General features: G+C 60.2%; 13 protein-coding genes and 3 tRNA genes. 1 reads left to right on the top strand and 15 read right to left on the bottom strand.

Features of this window, described 5'->3' with window-relative positions; translation table 11 throughout:
* The first annotated feature begins 204 nt into the window (after positions 1-204).
* The gene (locus JANGC3_RS0103490; protein WP_026132488.1) at positions 205-1,020 is read left to right on the top strand and encodes a Crp/Fnr family transcriptional regulator; all 816 of its coding nucleotides are present in this window, start codon (positions 205-207) and stop codon (positions 1,018-1,020) included.
* Between the two features lie 107 nt (positions 1,021-1,127).
* Here the strand turns inward: JANGC3_RS0103490 and JANGC3_RS0103485 are convergent, their stop codons facing one another.
* The 15 genes from JANGC3_RS0103485 to JANGC3_RS28260 form a co-directional block, all read right to left on the bottom strand.
* Positions 1,128-2,582, bottom strand: coding sequence for a sensor histidine kinase (locus tag JANGC3_RS0103485; RefSeq protein WP_017875101.1), 1,455 nt, complete (start codon positions 2,580-2,582; stop codon positions 1,128-1,130).
* Positions 2,583-2,758: 176 nt separating this feature from the next.
* Positions 2,759-3,391 carry a response regulator gene (locus JANGC3_RS0103480; RefSeq protein ID WP_026132487.1) on the bottom strand — a complete coding sequence of 211 codons (633 nt, stop codon included), beginning with the start codon at positions 3,389-3,391 and terminating at the stop codon, positions 2,759-2,761.
* A gap of 207 nt (positions 3,392-3,598) precedes the next feature.
* Positions 3,599-4,000 carry a MerR family transcriptional regulator gene (locus JANGC3_RS0103475; protein ID WP_017875099.1) on the bottom strand — a complete coding sequence of 134 codons (402 nt, stop codon included), beginning with the start codon at positions 3,998-4,000 and terminating at the stop codon, positions 3,599-3,601.
* A 10-nt stretch (positions 4,001-4,010) separates the two neighbouring features.
* Positions 4,011-4,358 (bottom strand): integration host factor subunit alpha, encoded by a 348-nt coding sequence (locus tag JANGC3_RS0103470; protein WP_017875098.1) that lies wholly within the window; start codon positions 4,356-4,358, stop codon positions 4,011-4,013.
* 125 nt (positions 4,359-4,483) lie between these two features.
* Positions 4,484-6,910 carry a phenylalanine--tRNA ligase subunit beta gene (gene pheT / locus JANGC3_RS0103465; RefSeq protein ID WP_026132486.1) on the bottom strand — a complete coding sequence of 809 codons (2,427 nt, stop codon included), beginning with the start codon at positions 6,908-6,910 and terminating at the stop codon, positions 4,484-4,486.
* An 81-nt stretch (positions 6,911-6,991) separates the two neighbouring features.
* The gene (pheS, locus tag JANGC3_RS0103460; protein WP_017875096.1) at positions 6,992-8,008 is read right to left on the bottom strand and encodes a phenylalanine--tRNA ligase subunit alpha; all 1,017 of its coding nucleotides are present in this window, start codon (positions 8,006-8,008) and stop codon (positions 6,992-6,994) included.
* A 144-nt stretch (positions 8,009-8,152) separates the two neighbouring features.
* Entirely contained in the window at positions 8,153-8,515 is a 363-nt protein-coding gene (gene rplT / locus JANGC3_RS0103455; protein ID WP_026132485.1) for a 50S ribosomal protein L20, read from the bottom strand.
* A 26-nt stretch (positions 8,516-8,541) separates the two neighbouring features.
* On the bottom strand, positions 8,542-8,739 hold the full coding sequence (rpmI, locus tag JANGC3_RS31150) for a 50S ribosomal protein L35 (RefSeq protein ID WP_081611980.1): 198 nt from the start codon (positions 8,737-8,739) through the stop codon (positions 8,542-8,544).
* Positions 8,740-8,955: 216 nt separating this feature from the next.
* Positions 8,956-9,483 carry a translation initiation factor IF-3 gene (gene infC, locus JANGC3_RS0103450; RefSeq protein ID WP_409031070.1) on the bottom strand — a complete coding sequence of 176 codons (528 nt, stop codon included), beginning with the start codon at positions 9,481-9,483 and terminating at the stop codon, positions 8,956-8,958.
* A gap of 45 nt (positions 9,484-9,528) precedes the next feature.
* Positions 9,529-11,436 (bottom strand): threonine--tRNA ligase, encoded by a 1,908-nt coding sequence (thrS, locus tag JANGC3_RS0103445; protein WP_026132483.1) that lies wholly within the window; start codon positions 11,434-11,436, stop codon positions 9,529-9,531.
* Positions 11,437-11,645: 209 nt separating this feature from the next.
* Positions 11,646-11,722, bottom strand: a tRNA-Val gene (locus tag JANGC3_RS0103440).
* A gap of 79 nt (positions 11,723-11,801) precedes the next feature.
* A tRNA-Val gene (locus JANGC3_RS0103435) sits at positions 11,802-11,878 on the bottom strand.
* 79 nt (positions 11,879-11,957) lie between these two features.
* Positions 11,958-12,034 (bottom strand) — tRNA-Val (locus JANGC3_RS0103430).
* A 92-nt stretch (positions 12,035-12,126) separates the two neighbouring features.
* On the bottom strand, positions 12,127-14,319 hold the full coding sequence (locus tag JANGC3_RS0103425) for a glycoside hydrolase (protein ID WP_232429768.1): 2,193 nt from the start codon (positions 14,317-14,319) through the stop codon (positions 12,127-12,129).
* A 340-nt stretch (positions 14,320-14,659) separates the two neighbouring features.
* Positions 14,660-16,117, bottom strand: coding sequence for a glycoside hydrolase family 18 protein (locus tag JANGC3_RS28260; RefSeq protein WP_081611745.1), 1,458 nt, complete (start codon positions 16,115-16,117; stop codon positions 14,660-14,662).
* Positions 16,118-16,576 lie beyond the last annotated feature (459 nt).

Genomic DNA, 16,576 nt, shown 5'->3' with positions numbered 1-16,576 from the left:
CTAGGCTGACAAAAATTTATGCTATGAGCCTACACGGAAGCGACTGCTAATCTTATGTTCGCGGCCTACATAAGGCTTTACAGTAGTTACATCGAGATCTGCACTCTGCGCAGGGTCGGCCGGCAGGCCGCCCGCGCCCGGCCCAGCGGCCATGTGGGCGGATCGCATTCTGATGTATCGAATTAAGCCTGTGAGGACATACCAATGAACGACACTCAACTTAGCGCTTCCGCTCCCAAGGCCCGTTCGCTGAACCACGCGATTCCAACCGGCTCACGCGCTTTCAAAGTTGCTTCCCGTCCGGTCGTCAGTTACAGCGGCACCCAGCAAAATGAATTGCTGGCCGCCTTGCCGCGCGACGCGCTGGAATCGCTGTTCGAACACTTGGAACTGGTCGAGATGCCATTCGGCAAAGAACTGTTCGACTACGGCAGCACGCTCGACTACGCCTATTTCCCCACCACCGCCATCGTCTCGCTGCTGTACGTCATGGAAGACGGCGCCACCACGGAAATCGCCGTGGTTGGCCATGAAGGCGTCGCCGGCGCGTCGCTGCTGCCGGGCGAGCGTGCCATGTGCGGCGCCGTGGTGCAAAGCGCCGGTTACGGCTACCGTCTGAAGACGCGCTACCTGCGCGACGCCTTCAACCAGGGCGGCGCGCTGCCCCAGTTGCTGATGCGCTATACCAACGCGCTGTTCGCCCAGATGGCGCAGAACGCAGTGGGCGGGCGCCACAGCTCGATCGAGCAAAAGCTGTGCCGCTGGCTGCTGGACCGCCTGGACCGCTCGCCGTCGAACGAATTGAAAGTGACGCAGGAATTGATTTCAATCATGCTGGGCGTGCGCCGCGAAAGCATCACCGCCGCCGCCGGTAAGCTGCAGGACGAAGGCTTGATCCACTACCGCCGCGGCAACATTACCGTGCTCGACCGCCACGGCCTGGAACGCTACGCGGGCGAATGCTACAAGGTCGCCAAGACCGAATACGACCGCCTGCTGGTCGACGTCACGCGCTGCTGATGGTATGAAGGTTCGGAAGGTCGGAGCAGCAGAGCGTAATCCGACGCCGCGCCGCCGCCGACGCCAGTTAGTTTTACCACCGACGCCAGCAGACGAGAAACCCGCGCTTACGCCAGCCGGCTGGATTCTTCGGCAATTTCCGTGAGTTCGACATGGCCGAGCGGCCCGCCCTGCGCGGCGGCGCCCGCCACCGGCAGCGGAATCGCCGCCTCGATGCAGGTGCCGCGCTCGCCGCGGCCGCGGCGTATCGTCAAGGTCCCGCCCAGCAACAATGCGCGCTCGCGCATGCCCAGCAAACCATGCGACATCGGCTTCACCAACGCCTCGTCGGCGATGCCGATGCCGTCGTCGATAATGCGCAGCGTCAAACCCTGCTCGACCCGTTTCAGCGTCACGCTGACATTGCCCGCCTTGGCGTACTTGGTGATATTGGTGAGCGACTCTTGCACGATGCGGAACAAGGCGATGCGCAGGGTCGCTTCGCTCTGGTCGATGTCAACCTCGATCTCGGTATCGCACTTGACCTTGCTCATGCGCGTAAACTCTTCGCAATAGCTTTCAATCGCCGCGCACAGGCCCAGGTTATCCAGCAAGCTCGGGCGCAAGTCCTCGACGATGCGCCGCTTCAGCTCCACCGTCTCCAGCAAGGTTGCCTTGGCGCGGCGCAATTGCGCGGCCAGTTCCGGCTCGGTCTTGAGCAATTGCTGCGTCACCGCGCCCAAATCCATGCTGATCGCCGTCAAGTTGGCGCCCAACTCGTCATGCAACTCGCGCGCCAGCCGGGCTTTTTCCTCCTCGCTGACGCTAATCAAGTGACGCGACAACACCGACAACTGCTCGGTACGCTTGACCACGGTCGACTCCAACGTGTCGTTGGCGTTCTTCAGCGCGAACTCGACCGCGGCGCGGGTCTTGAAACTGCGCCGCACCAGTTGGTAGAACATCACCAGCACCAGGATGGCCAGCACATTGATGCCGATCCCCAGCATCACAGCCTTCTGGTAATCCTGGTAAAAGCTGGCGCTGCGCGCGGCCAGGATCTCGTTTTGCTCTTGCACCATGATCACCACCAGCAAACGGATTTCGTCCATCGCGGCGCGGCCGTCGCTGACCTTGGCGATCTTGACGATATCCTCCAACCCGCCCTGTTTGTAGACGCCGACCGACTCGTTCAGGATCGACAGTTTGCGTCTTACAAGCGAGCGCAACTGGGCCAGGTTCTTCAATTGCGAGGGACTGTCGGCGAGCAGCGTTTCGAGTTCGGCGAATTCGCTCTCGACCTCGGCGGCGGCGGTCTTGGACGGTCCCAGGAAAGTTTCGGATTCGGAAATGAAATAACCGCGCAAACTACTTTCCGCATCCAACACCAGCACGTTCAGGTATTGCAAGCGGTCGGCAACGCGGGCGCTGCGGCTGAGCAGGAAGTTGGAACCCTTGAGGGCCTGTAAATTATGGTAGAGACTAAAGCCGTTAACGATCAACAGCAGCGCGCAGGTCACGCACAGCACAGTCTTATAGAGAGGCAGGCGATGGTGCGGCGCCTGATCGACAGTGAAATACATCCTGATGGGCATCCTTAGCAAAGTTCAGCGTCGGCAGCGCCGGGCCCGCCAATTATAGACCGCGAATTAAATTGCTGCATTGCAAGGATTCAAGCGTGCGCGGGCGCCAACGCCGCGCCCGGCGTCGCCTGGCACACCCCCCGCGCCGAAAAGCCGCCCGGCGCCGGCGCGCCGCATCAGTCGAGCAGGTTGTTCTTCATTGCATAGTAAGTCAGGTCGCTGTTCGACTGCAAGCCCATCTTTTCCATAATGCGGGTGCGGTAGGTACTGACGGTCTTAATGCTCAGCGACAGCGCCACGCCGATATCGGACACGGTCGCGCCGCGCGCCAGGCGCAGGAAAACCTGGAATTCGCGGTCCGACAGTTCGGTGTGCAGCGCCGTGTTCGGGTCGCGGTCGAAGGACTGCGCCAGCAACTCGCCCACGGTCGAACTGACATAGCGCCGGCCCTGGTGCACCGTGCGCACCGCCGTCATCAGCTCGTCGGCCTCGCATTCCTTGTTCAGATAGCCGTTGGCGCCCATTTTGAACAGGTTCAGCGCGTACTGCTGCGCCGGATAGCCGCTGAGGATCAGCACGGGCAAGTCGGGCTGGCCCTGGCGGATCGTACGCAGCGTGTCGATGCCGCTTTGGTCCGGCATGGCTATGTCCAGCAGTAACACGTCGCAAATCTCGCGGCGGGCGATATCGAGGGCCTCGCGTCCCGTACCGGCTTCCGCCACCACGCTAAAATCGTCCGAGGACGAAAAAATCTGTTTGAATCCTGCTCTTACTATTTGGTGGTCATCACAAATGGCAACGCGTATCATTGTTTCCCCTTAAATTTTCCTGGCATGGGAAAAAAGACCGGTCCTTGAACGCCGTCCCGGCTCAGCGTAGGCATTGTTTGTTAAAAAATACAATATTGGCATTATAACCTTATGTTTGTCGCGGCAATCGCGGTTCGCCCGGTGGCGCGCGCCGCCCCGACAAAAAAAAGAGGCGGGGTAGCGCCTCTCCATATATGGGAGCGGATCTCACTTTAGCAAGTTGAGAATTTCAATTAGCTCACTGCGTATCATATTGCGGTCGAGCTGTTGCCGCTGCACCGCGGCGACGGCGGCGACGGCCCCGTGGCCGTGCGCTTCGGCGCCGTCGAGCATGCGGGTGTCAAGCTTGTTGCGCGCGCCGCTGATGGTAAAACCCTGCTCATACAGCAATTCGCGTATGCGCCGTATCAACAGTACTTCGTGGTGCTGGTAGTAACGCCGGTTGCCGCGCCGCTTGACCGGCTTCAACTGGGTGAATTCCTGCTCCCAGTAGCGCAGCACGTGGGGTTTGACGCCACACAGTTCACTCACTTCGCCTATCGTGAAATAGCGCTTCGCCGGGATCGGCGGCAACACGATAAGCTCGGATTTACTGATGCGCTCGTTCATCAAGGCTCACTCAGGCGGCGCGCGCCAGCGGATTGGTTTCTTCGACCATGCCCTTCAACTTCTGGCTGGCGTGGAAAGTCACCACACGGCGCGCCGTGATTGGAATTTCCTCGCCGGTTTTCGGGTTGCGGCCCGGTCGCTGCGGCTTGTCGCGCAACTGGAAGTTGCCGAAGCCGGACAGCTTGACGGCCTCGCCGCGTTCCAGCGCGTTGCGGATTTCGTCGAAAAAGGTTTCGACCATGTCCTTCGCTTCGCGCTTGTTCAAGCCGACCTGCTCGAACAACAGTTCGGCCAGTTCGGCCTTGGTCAAGGTCGGTAAATCTTTTTCCGCTTCCTGGCGCACCTTCGCCACCAGCATTGCCCGGTGCAAATCGGCAGCCAATGCGGATTGGAGTACGGCGGAATCAACGTCGTTGTTATTAATTTTCCAGCCCTGCCTTCTATATGCGTACGGCGCCGGCGCTGGCCGGCTCCCGCTGATGATTACGAACGCAATTTCGCGTTGTGCTGTTGCACCGCCGCCGCCGTCAACGCCGTCATGACGGCGTCGACGACATCGTCTTGCAAGGTGTTTTGAGTATCTTGCAAGCTAAAGCGGAAAGCAAGGCTTTTTTCGTCCGACTCCAGCCCCTTGCCACGATATTCATCAAATAAAACAATGGCTTGCACAATCTTCGCCGGCGCGTTGACGGCAATTTCCGCGCCAAAAGCGTCGAGCAAATCCTGCGCCGGCACGTCCTGCTTGACCACCAGCGCCAGGTCGCGGCTGGCGCCCGGGAACTTGGAAATCTCCGCGTATTTTGGCACGGAACATTGCTGCAACGCAACTGCATCGACCTCGAACAGCACCGGAGCTTGCGGCAGGTCATATTTTTGCATCCAGCGCGGGTGCAATTCGCCGATGAAGCCGACCAGCTTGCCGTCGATTTCAATGTTGGCCGAACGGCCCGGGTGCAGCGCCGGGTGTTCGGCCTTGACGAAGCGCAAGGCCTGCGGCGCGAACAGCGCTTCCAGGTCGGACTTGACGTCGAAGAAGTCGACGCCGCGGGCGGCCTGGCCCCACTGCTCGTCGGCCACCGGGCCGTAGGCCATCGCCGCCACCCGTTTCGGCTGCTCGTAGCCGGCCACGCTGAGCGCGCCGTCGGCGACCGCCGCGTTGCGCTGGAAGACGGCGCCGACCTCGAACACGCGCACGCGCCCGAGCTTGCGGTTCAGGTTGTAACGCACGTTGGCGACCAGGCTGCCGATCAGCGAGGAGCGCATCACGCTCATCTGGCTGGCGATCGGGTTTTGCAGCTTGATCGGCGCGCTGTTGTTGGAGAAATCGCGCTCCCAGGCGGCGTCGACAAAGCTCATGTTGACCACTTCCTGGAAACCCAGGTCGGCCAGCTGGTGGCGCACGGCGAACAGCGAGCGGCTGTTTTCCGGCGCGATCTGCATCTTGTTGGCGGCCACCGGCGGCAGCGCCGGTATGTTCTCGAAGCCGTACACGCGCGCCACTTCCTCGATCAAGTCTTCCTCGATCTCGATGTCGAAACGGTAGGACGGCGCCGTCACGTGGAACACGCCCTCGGCCAGCGTGAACGGCAGCGCCAGGCGGGTGAAGATGTCGGCGATCACGGCGTCGCTCAAGGGTACGCCGATGACCTTCTGGGCGCGCGCGGTGCGCAGCGCCACCGGCGCGCGCCGCGGCAGGTTGACGACGTGGTCGTCGACCGGGCCGACCTGGGTGTGCTGGGTGCCGCAGATTTCGACGATCAGCGAGGTGATGCGCTCGATGTGCTCGACCGTGGTGGCGAAGTCGACGCCGCGCTCGAAGCGGTGCGCCGCGTCGGTCGAAAAGTTGAAGCGGCGCGCCCGGCCCTGGATGGCGTTGGGCCACCAGAACGCCGCTTCCAGGTAGATGCTGTCGGTGTCGTCGGAAACGGCGGTGGCGTCGCCGCCCATGATGCCGGCCAGCGATTCGATGTCGCGCTCGTCCGAAATGACGCCGATCCACTCGTCGATGGCGACGGTGTTGCCGTTCAACAGCTTCAACGATTCGCCCGGCTTGCCCCAGCGCACGTTCAAGCCGCCGTGGATTTTCGCCAGGTCGAACACGTGGCTGGGACGGCCCAGCTCCAGCATCACATAGTTGGAAATGTCGACCAGGGCCGAGACCGGGCGCTGGCCGCTGCGCTCGAGGCGCTGCTTGATCCAGTCCGGGGTGGCGGCCTTGGCGTTGAGGTTGCGGATGACGCGGCCGGAGAAGCGGCCGCACAGGTCCGGCGCGCTGACCGTCACCGGCAGCACTTCGGCGCTGTTGACGGCGACGCCGCGGTATTGCGGCTGGTGCAGCGGGGTGCCGGTCAGCGCCGACACTTCGCGCGCCACGCCCAGCACCGACAGGCAGTCGGCCTTGTTCGGCGTCAGCTTGATGGTGAATTTCAGGTCGTTCAGGGCGTAGTAGTCGCGGAAGTTCTGGCCGACCGGGGCGTCGTCGGGCAGTTCCATCAGACCGGCGTTTTCTTCCGACAGCTTGAGTTCGCGCGCCGAGCACAACATGCCCTGCGACTCGACGCCGCGCAGCTCGCCGACCTTGATTTCAAACGGCTTGCCGTCGGCGCCCGGCGGCAGGATCGCGCCGGCCATCGCGCACACCACCTTCAGGCCCGGGCGCACGTTGGGCGCGCCGCAGACGATGTTGAGCAAGGTGCCGGTGCCGACGTCGACTTGGCAGACGTTCAGACGGTCCGCGTTCGGATGCTTGTTCATCTCGCGCACCAGGCCGACGACGACGTTGGAGAACGGCGGCGCGACCGCCTCGACGGCCTCGACTTCGAGACCGGACATGGTCAGCAAATGGGCCAGTTCATCCGAAGTCATCTTCGGATCGACCATGGTACGGAGCCAGTTTTCGGAAAATTGCATAATCAAGCCTTCAGCCGCAAAGAATAGTCAAAGCGCGAGCGCGCAGCGAGGCGCTCGAACGCACAGAATGTGAAGCGGTGTTTAATTAAACTGCTTCAGGAAACGCAAATCGCCCTCGTAGAACAGGCGCAGGTCGTTGATGCCGTAGCGCAGCATGGTCAGGCGTTCGATGCCGGAGCCGAAGGCGAAGCCGATGAAGCGCTCGGGATCGAGGCCGAAGTTCTTCACCACGCTGGGATGCACCTGGCCGGCGCCCGACACTTCCAGCCAGCGGCCCTTCAAGGGACCGCTGCCGAAGGCGATGTCGATCTCGGCCGACGGTTCCGTGAACGGGAAGTAAGACGGGCGGAAACGCACCTGCAGGTCGTCGGTCTCGAAGAAGGCCTTGACGAAGTTCAGATACACGCCCTTCAGGTCGGCGAAGCTGATGTCCTCGGCGATCCACAGGCCTTCGACCTGGTGGAACATCGGCGAATGGGTGGCGTCGCTGTCGACGCGGTAGGTGCGGCCGGGCGCGATCACCTTGATCGGCGGCGTGTGCGTGCGCGCGTAGCGCACTTGCATCGGGCTGGTATGGGTGCGCAGCAACAGGTTCTTGCCTTCGCTGTCCTGGCCGTCGATGTAGAAGGTGTCCTGCATCGAGCGGGCCGGATGGTTTTCCGGGCTGTTCAGCGCCGTGAAATTGGTCCAGTCGTTTTCAATCTCGGGGCCGTCGGCGACGTCGAAGCCGATCGAGCGGAAGATTTCCTCGATCCGCTCCCAGCTGCGCATCACCGGGTGGATGCCGCCCATGGCGCGGCCGCGGCCGGGCAGCGACACGTCGATCGCTTCGCCGTTCAGGCGTTGCTGCATCTGGGCGTCGGCCAGCGCGTCGCGCCGGGCCGTCAGCGCGTCTTCGATCCGCACCTTGGCGGCGTTGATCGTCGCGCCCTGCGCTTTGCGCGCTTCCGGGTCGAGCTTGCCCAGGCCCTTCATTAATTCGGTAATTTGGCCGGTCTTGCCAAGGTACTTGGCTTTGGCGTTTTCAAGTGCGGCAGCGTCCGCGGCGGCGATAAAGTCAGCCTGGGCCGAGACGACGAGTTGTTCTAGGGGGTTCATGCGGCTTTTCCTGTCTTGGAAAACAATTCCTGGGCACCGGAGCAAATAGCTGGCCCAACAATCAAAAACGGGGCATAAGGTTATGCACCCCTGCCCCGCTCTTTTTACGCCACCCTGGGGTGGCGCTGGCAACATCGACGCTGATTAAGCAGCGGCGATTTTTGCTTTGACTGCATTGACAATCGCGGCGAACGCCGGCTTGTCCATCACAGCCATATCGGCCAGGACTTTACGGTCCAGTTCGATAGATGCTTTTTTCAAGCCGTTCATGAAGACGCTGTACGTTACGCCATGCTCACGGGAAGCGGCGTTGATACGAGCAATCCACAGGCGGCGGAAAACGCGCTTCTTGTTACGACGGTCGCGGTAAGCGTATTGGCCAGCGCGCATGACTGCTTGCTTGGCAACACGGTAAACCTTGCTGCGACGACCGCGGTAACCCTTGGCCATGTTAAGGATTTTTTTATGACGGGCACGAGCTGTAACCCCACGTTTTACTCTAGGCATAGTAACTCCTTAAATTGAGTGTGAGATTAAGCTGATGGCATCATGCGCATGACGGACTTGACGTCAGCCGCTGCGACATTGGTAATACCGCGCAACTGGCGTTTTACTTTGGTGGTCTTTTTGGTCAAGATGTGGCGTTTGAACGCATGGCCACATTTAACGGTTCCACCCGGACGCACGCGAAAACGTTTTTTCGCGGAGCTTTTGGTTTTCATCTTAGGCATAGCTATCTGTCCTTTTATGGACAGCTCCATATATGACAGGATTGCAGGTGGCAACGATACGTCGCGCTTAGATGCCTGCTTTCACATGTCGTGCAGCGGATGCGAGTCCACTACAGTTCGCTACAACCGCCCATTGCTGGACGGCCGCGGCAAATGATACCTGAAACCCCGGCGCCGCGCCAATGCTGGTGCGAGACCGCCTCGGTTTACAGTGGTTTATTTCTTTTTCTTCGGCGAAAGGACCATGATCATCTGGCGCCCTTCCATCTTCGGAAACTGCTCGACCTGGCCGTACGGCTCCAGATCGGCCTTCAAACGCTCGAGCATACGGAAACCGATATCCTGGTGCGCCATCTCACGACCGCGGAAACGCAGCGTGATTTTGGTTTTGTCGCCTTCATCGAGGAACTTGATGAGGTTACGCAGCTTGATATTGTAGTCGCCATCATCGGTGCCCGGACGGAATTTGACTTCCTTCACGAGGATGATTTTCTGCTTCAATTTCGCTTCGTGAGCCTTCTTCTGCTCCGAATACTTGAATTTGCCGTAGTCCATCAAACGACACACCGGCGGCTGCGCGGTAGGCGCAATTTCCACCAGGTCGACGTTTGCCTCTTCCGCCAGGCGGAAGGCTTCGGCCAAAGTCACGATACCGAGTGCCTCGTTATCGACCCCACTTAAACGCATTTCAGGGGCAGTGATTTCGCCATTGATGCGATGCGACTTGTCAGTAGCTATTGTAATTTCCTTTAAAAATCTTGTAAAACGGCAGTGCTGCGAGTCTCCTCGTCAGGCTTTGTTGGCGACGTCCAGTTGGAGTCGTTCAACCAGGGCGTCGATGGACATGACGCCCAGATCGACATTGCCCCGCGCCCGCACGGCCACGGTGTTGGCATCCCGTTCTTTGTCGCCGATTACAAGGATGTAAGGCAGTTTTTGTACGGAATGTTCGCGTATTTTATAGGTAATCTTCTCGTTACGCAAATCAGCGTGCACGCGGAAGCCCTTTTTGCGCAATTCTGTCGCTAAATTCTGCGCATACTCGGCCTGCGCGTCCGAGATGTTCAGTACCGCCACCTGCACCGGCGCCAGCCACATCGGCAAGGCGCCGGCGTAGTTTTCGATCAAAATGCCGATGAAACGTTCCATCGAGCCGACGATGGCCCGGTGCAGCATGACCGGCACCTTGCGGGTGTTGTCGACGGCGACGTATTCGGCGCCCAGGCGGCCCGGCATCGACGGGTCGATCTGCATCGTGCCGACCTGCCAGGCGCGCCCCAGGCTGTCCTTCAGATGGTATTCGATTTTCGGACCGTAGAACGCGCCCTCGCCGGGCAACTCGGTCCAGGTGACGCCGCAGCTGCGCAGCGCCGAACGCAGCGCCTCCTCGGCCGCGTCCCAGCTCTCCTCGGTGCCGATACGGCTGTCCGGGCGCAGCGCCAGCTTGACTTCGATGTTATGGAAACCAAACGCCGTGTAGACCTCCATCGCCTGCTGGTGGAAGGCCGCGACCTCGCCGGCGATCTGCTCGTCGGTACAGAAGATGTGGCCGTCGTCCTGGGTGAAACCGCGCACCCGCATGATGCCGTGCAGCGCGCCGGACGGCTCGTTGCGGTGGCACTGGCCGAACTCGCCGTAACGCAAAGGCAGGTCGCGGTAGCTGCGCATATTGCTGTTGAAAATCTGTACATGGCCCGGGCAATTCATCGGCTTCAGCGCGTACGAGCGGTTTTCCGACTCGGTGACGAACATGTTTTCGCGGTAATTGTCCCAGTGGCCGGTTTTTTCCCACAGGCTGCGGTCGAGGATCTGCGGCGCCTTCACTTCCTGGTAGCCGTTGATCTGGTAAATGTTGCGCATGTATTGCTCGACCTGCTGCCAGATCGACCAACCCTTCGGATGCCAGAACACCAGGCCCGGCGCCTCGTCCTGGAAGTGGAAGAAATCGAGTTGCTTGCCCAGCTTGCGGTGGTCGCGCTTCTCGGCCTCCTCCAGCATGAACAGGTATTGTTCCTGGTCTTCCTTCTTTACCCAGGCGGTGCCATACACGCGCTGCAGCATTTCATTCTTGGAGTCGCCGCGCCAGTAGGCGCCGGCCAGCTTCATCAGCTTGAACACCTTCAGCTTGCCGGTCGACGGCACGTGCGGGCCGCGGCACAAGTCGGTGAACTTGCCTTCGGCGTACAGCGACACTTCCTGGTCGGCCGGAATCGAGCCGATGATCTCGGCCTTGTAGTTCTCGCCGATACCCTTGAAGTAGGCCACGGCCTCGTCGCGCCCCAGCACCGTGCGGACCACCGGCTCGTCTTTCTTGGCCAGCTCGGCCATTTTCTTTTCGATGACGACCAGATCTTCCGGCGTAAACGGACGCTTGTAGGCGAAGTCGTAATAGAAGCCGTTTTCAATCACCGGGCCGATCGTCACTTGCGCGTCCGGGAACAATTCCTTGACGGCGTAGGCCAGCAAGTGGGCGGTCGAGTGGCGAATCACTTCCAGCGCGTCGGCGTCCTTGTCCGTGACGATGGCCACGTCGGCGTCCTTGTCAATCAAGAAGGAGGTGTCGACCAGCTTGCCGTCGACCTTGCCGGCCAGCGCGGCCTTCGCCAGGCCAGTACCGATATTGGCGGCCACCTGGGCCACGGTCACCGGACCGTCGAACTGACGCGCGGAACCATCGGGAAGTCGGACTGTAAGCATATTGATCTCCGGGTAAAAACAGCTGAAATATTGAAATGGAATTCGAATGGGATGCGCAACGAAAACGCGGACGAAAAAAAACGCGGACTAGCCGCGTTTTTCTCCTTTTAGCAAGCAAAGAAAATCCAGTCGACTAGCGTCACTCCCAAATCCTGGTAGTAGTTCGCGGTGTCATAACCGATTCGCCTTTCTAGCTCTTACATATATTCTGGTGGGCGGTGAGGAATTCGAATCCCCGACCCCTTGGATGTCGACCAAGTATTCTAACCAGCTGAACTAACCGCCCGAAAAACTTTTTTTAAAACCACAACTGCTGCCAGTCGTTCGCGGCGTAAAACTACGATCGCTATCTTACTACACTGTTCTGGTGGGCGGTGAGGAATTCGAATCCCCGACCCCTTGGATGTCGACCAAGTATTCTAACCAGCTGAACTAACCGCCCGAAAAACTTTTTTTAAAACCACAACTGCTGCCAGTCGTTCGCGGCGTAAAACTACGATCGCTATCTTACTACACTGTTCTGGTGGGCGGTGAGGAATTCGAATCCCCGACCCCTTGGATGTCGACCAAGTATTCTAACCAGCTGAACTAACCGCCCGAAGACCAGCATTATAGGAAGGGTAGGCGGCAAATACAAGGGCTGATTGCAGGAAACTTTGACATGAATGAAAAGTGTTCGCAAAGCAGGCATTACTCGGCCGCCACGACGTACACGCTGCTGTAGCCATCGCTGTTGATCGCCGTCACGCTGCGCTTGGCTAAACGTCGGCCATCCACCACCAGGTCCTTGTCGCCAAAGTTGGCGATCAGTCGGGTGCCGTCGCTGTAACGGGTTTCCTGCAGCAGGCGGTCCGGCGACATCGCGCTGAACGCCGTCATCTGTTCGCCCGCCAGGCGCTGGTGCAAGGGACGGAAGAAGGCGTCCTGGCGCTTGATCAGCGGCAAGCGCTGGTCCAGCGTGTCGCCGCTCAAATGGTACAGCGGCGGCACGTTGTACAACAACTGCGTCAGCTCGTTGTCGCCGCGCACGTTGCCGAACTTCAAACTGTCGAACAGCCAGTGGTGGCTGCTGACCACGGAGCCGTGGAACACCGCCTGGTAGAGCGGCAGGCGCGTGGCCGGATTGAAGTGGATCGCCCTTAGCGACTCCTTCAAGGGCACCTGTTTGAAAAACACCGTCGGCTGCGAGGCGGGGAACCAGCTGCCGAGGAAGTGCGGCGAATTCTTATCCTTTTGCATATCCTTGTCGCCCCAGCCGATCACCGGGGTCTGCACGCCGTGGGCGAACAGGATGCCCTGCGCGGCCGGGCCGTGGCCGTCCTCCGAACCGGCCGGCATCTTCAGCGTATCCGAGATCCAGCGCGACGCCTCCATATTGCCGGCGGCATTCTGCGCCTGCGTCATTGGCGCCTCGGCGCGGTAACTGTCGAACACCATGCCGCTCGCATAGGCGTCCAGGAACCAGCTGTTGAAGCCGGCCTTCGCCGCGACCGCCTTGACGCGCGCCTGCAACACCGGGCGCACGCAGTTCGAATCGGTGTAGCGGCCCGATTTCTGGAAGCCGGCGCGGAACAAACCGCTCTTGAGCACGATCGCGCAATCGCGGTACACCTTCTCGCCCAGGTGCGCGGTGGCCCAGTCGGGATTGCTGCCCGGCTTTAGCGCCGTCTCGTAGGAATCGTAGGGCGCGACCAGATAGCCGGCCTCGACGCCGGCGGCGACCGCCTCCGGATGCCACAAACCACCCTCCCAGCCTTCGCCCAGGCCGATCCACAGGCGCGGCAGGCCGGCCTTGCGGAGTTTTTTCATGGTTGCCACCGACACCCCGCCGCCCCACGCGCCGGGGTCGGCTGTCAGCGTGCGCGCGAAGGTGCGCGCCACCTCGGCGCGCAACTCGCCGTAGCGCCCGGCCAGCACCTCGGCGTCGGGGGCGGCGGTTTGCCAGCTGTCGCGCGCCAGCGCGTTCAGGGCGCCGTTGACGGCGTCGAGCAGCGCGCGCTGTTGCGCCCGCTCCGGCAAGCCGCGCGCCTCGGCCAGCGCCTCGGCGCCGTCGCGCCCGACATTGGCGCGCAGGCGCACGGCCAGCGCGGCGTCGCCGCGCAGCACGGCGAGGAAAGCCGGCCAGTCGCGCACATCGGCCGGCGCCAGCAAGCCGCCGCCCCACAAATACACGTGCGCGGCGCCGAACAGCCTGGCGCCCTCGGGCGAACGGCCGACCTTCTCCTTGAGCGTCTCGAACTTGCCTTCCGCCACCAGCCAGTCGCGGTAGCGCCTGGCCCCGGCCAGCGCGTCGGGACCGTTCAAGTGCAGGATCAGCGTCATCGGCGCGGCCGGCGCCAGACTGACGAATTCGTGGCTGAGCGCGAAACTGACGCCGTCGCCGTCGCGCGCCACCTTGACCTTGTTATTAAACGGATTCGTCATCAACCACGACAGCGAGAAGGCGCCATGGTCCACGCCCCACAGCGGCAAACTCAGATCCTGCGCGGTATTGAACTCGCCCAAGTCGAGCAAGAACTTCTGCCAAACCTTGTCGCCGGCCGGCACATAATGGCCCTCCGCCAGCGGCATGATCAAGCCGCGGCCGGCGGCGGCGGCGGACTGGCGCAGAAACACCAGCTCGCCGGCGCTCTTGGCGTGGATCGCCACCAGCAGATCGCGGTCCTTCAACTCCAGCTCGAAGCGATAGGCGCCGGCGTCCCACTGCCACTGCAAGCGCGTGGCGCTTTGCTGCAACACACTGACCGCATGCTTGCCGGCGCCGTCCGACAGCGCGACCGGCGCAGCGCCCGCCGGCTGCACCCGCAGCGCCAGCGTGGCCGGCTCCACCTCTACGCGCCAGGCGGAATTTTCCAGTACGGCGGCGCGGCCCAACACAGGCACAAGCAACAAAAGGAGGGACCAGACACGTGGCATAGACAACATGAAATCCTTGGAATCGAAGCAGAAGAGACGAGCGAACACGAGCGAAAACGGCAACATTATACGGGTGGCCTGGCGGACAACGCGGCAAAACGCCCAACGACATCATTGCCCTCGCCAACACCGGCGTCAACCTCACTTACATTGTGAAACCAAAGCCCGCCGCCGCACGCAACACTCTGGGGTCGGGACAGGGAAAAAGCGCCAGATGGCAAAATGGCCGGGCAACAAGCGCCCGGCCATCGTAACTCACCCCCAACCATTCACCGCGCGGCGATCGCTAACGCGGCGCCCGACTTACCTATTTGCCGGCTTTAACGCCGGCAAATACCTCGTTGATGGCGTCCACCAGTGGCGAGCTCGTCTGCGGGCAATGTTTGAGCATGAGGCCGACGTTTTCGACCTCATTTGTCATGCCCAGCAGATCCCCGTAGGTAGTCCAGATAATGACGCCGGCCAGCCCTTTCTCCTTAATATAGTCGGCCTTCAACCTGATCGAGCGCTCGTTGTCGAAACTGAGAAAATATTTTCCCTTGGTCAGATACGGCACCATCGCATTCTCGTCCCAATGGTATTGCCAGCCGTCGGCACCGCCGCCGCCGGTTTTTTGCAAAATGGCGCTATACAGCGGGGTGCCGTCCCATATACCCAGGGGCCAATTATCGAAGTCGCCGCAACTGAGAATTGGCCCGTCCGGGTTGACCGAGACATCTTTCTTGACGGTTGGGGCATTCAGCGCGCCCACATTTTCCGTGATCACGCCGCGGCCGTAAAATGCCGCGCCCAGGTTGATTCTCTCCGCGGCCACGCCCTTGCCGATCAGGAAAGTGGTCGTGCTATCGAGGGACACTGGGCTTTCTGAGCCGGGATAATTGAACAACGGCGTGTTATGCCCTGCGATATCCGACCAGCCGCCGTTGATATCGTAACTCATGATATTAAAATAGTCCATGCTGGCCTGCAATCTCGCCCAATCAAATCCTTCCAAGGATACGGGAGAAGCGGACATGGCCGCCGTGATCAGTTTATCGCGGCCGATTTTCGCACGCACCTCCTCCATCATGATGGCAAAATTTCCGTAATCGGCCTCGGAATAATGCTCGATATTCATTCCCTTGGCATTGGGGTACTCCCAGTCGAAATCGATGCCGTCGAAGCCCATTTCGATCAGCTTGGAGCACTCGCGGACAAGGGTGCCGCGCATGGCCGGATCGGCCGCCACCTCGCAAAAGTGCTTGGACATGCTCCAGCCGCCCAATGAGGCCATCACCTTCGTACCTTCGGCGTGGGCCTTTGCCAGCAAACCGGGCCGCCCGTCCGGCTTGGGCAGTAGCAGCGGAAACGCGCCGCTTGCTTGCGTATTGATGTTTTTCCAGCCGCCTGCTTCGTTACGATAACCCTGCTGATATTCGTAGCTATTGTCCTGAATCCAGGAAATCACCAATAGTTCACCATGCAGAATATGCATATCAAAGCTGCTATAAATATCGCTGTGAATCAACTCATTCGGTTCTTGCACCTGCCCGGCCAGATGGATTTGTTGGTTGCGATGATCACCGCTATGCAGGGTGCCATCCTTCGCCAGGCCAAAGAAGGAGAAATTCAACATGGTGTATTTACTAAAATCCACGTTCAATTGATTATACCCGCCTTTTGGCACCAGGCCGGCGACATCCTTCCAACCGTCATACTGCGTTATATAACCAATAACCTGCTTGGAATGTTGCGTACCTGCGTTGGATCGTTTGATGGCTGACATATTTTCCTTTTATGGTTTATTTCCAGAGGTTATCCAAAAAATTCCCTAGCGCGCGCAGTAGTTTTCGCGGCTTGTCCAAAAACGGCCTACCCAAAATGATTACTTCCGCAATTAGCAACCAGAATAAGTTCCTTGCCGATGCGCGTTTATTTAAATGAAATAGGCACGTTGGACTTTCAAACAATAGCGCCACGCCGCATATTAATCGATGCCGGCGCGCGGCTTTATTGATCCTTCTCAAGCGAATTCATCATTGCCACCAAGGCGTTCATTTTATAGCTGAGTTTTTCGGATATAACCGCGTCGAGGCATTGAGACTACTCACTTGCACGTCAAAGCAGCACGATCGAAACGCCTATCGCCCTCGGGCGCGCAATCAAAAACCGCAAGCCTGCCGCAACGCGCGGGCGTCGCTTGACTGGCGCCGGCGGTTGACGTACACGCCCGCGCCACACTTCC

The organism is Janthinobacterium sp. CG3, assembly GCF_000344615.1.
Taxonomy (GTDB): domain Bacteria; phylum Pseudomonadota; class Gammaproteobacteria; order Burkholderiales; family Burkholderiaceae_D; genus Janthinobacterium.
Note: the sequence above shows the minus strand (reverse complement) of the source record. Positions and strands in the feature narration are given on the sequence as shown.

Bases quoted from the DNA above. Each gene is read 5' to 3' on its own strand.
- JANGC3_RS0103490 (WP_026132488.1), top strand. From the start codon at position 205: ATGAACGACACTCAACTTAGCGCTTCCGCTCCCAAGGCCCGTTCGCTG.
- JANGC3_RS0103485 (WP_017875101.1), bottom strand. From the start codon at position 2,582: ATGTATTTCACTGTCGATCAGGCGCCGCACCATCGCCTGCCTCTCTAT.
- JANGC3_RS0103480 (WP_026132487.1), bottom strand. From the start codon at position 3,391: ATGATACGCGTTGCCATTTGTGATGACCACCAAATAGTAAGAGCAGGA.
- JANGC3_RS0103475 (WP_017875099.1), bottom strand. From the start codon at position 4,000: ATGAACGAGCGCATCAGTAAATCCGAGCTTATCGTGTTGCCGCCGATC.
- JANGC3_RS0103470 (WP_017875098.1), bottom strand. From the start codon at position 4,358: ATGCTGGTGGCGAAGGTGCGCCAGGAAGCGGAAAAAGATTTACCGACC.
- pheT (WP_026132486.1), bottom strand. From the start codon at position 6,910: ATGCAATTTTCCGAAAACTGGCTCCGTACCATGGTCGATCCGAAGATG.
- pheS (WP_017875096.1), bottom strand. From the start codon at position 8,008: ATGAACCCCCTAGAACAACTCGTCGTCTCGGCCCAGGCTGACTTTATC.
- rplT (WP_026132485.1), bottom strand. From the start codon at position 8,515: ATGCCTAGAGTAAAACGTGGGGTTACAGCTCGTGCCCGTCATAAAAAA.
- rpmI (WP_081611980.1), bottom strand. From the start codon at position 8,739: ATGCCTAAGATGAAAACCAAAAGCTCCGCGAAAAAACGTTTTCGCGTG.
- thrS (WP_026132483.1), bottom strand. From the start codon at position 11,436: ATGCTTACAGTCCGACTTCCCGATGGTTCCGCGCGTCAGTTCGACGGT.
- JANGC3_RS28260 (WP_081611745.1), bottom strand. From the start codon at position 16,117: ATGTCAGCCATCAAACGATCCAACGCAGGTACGCAACATTCCAAGCAG.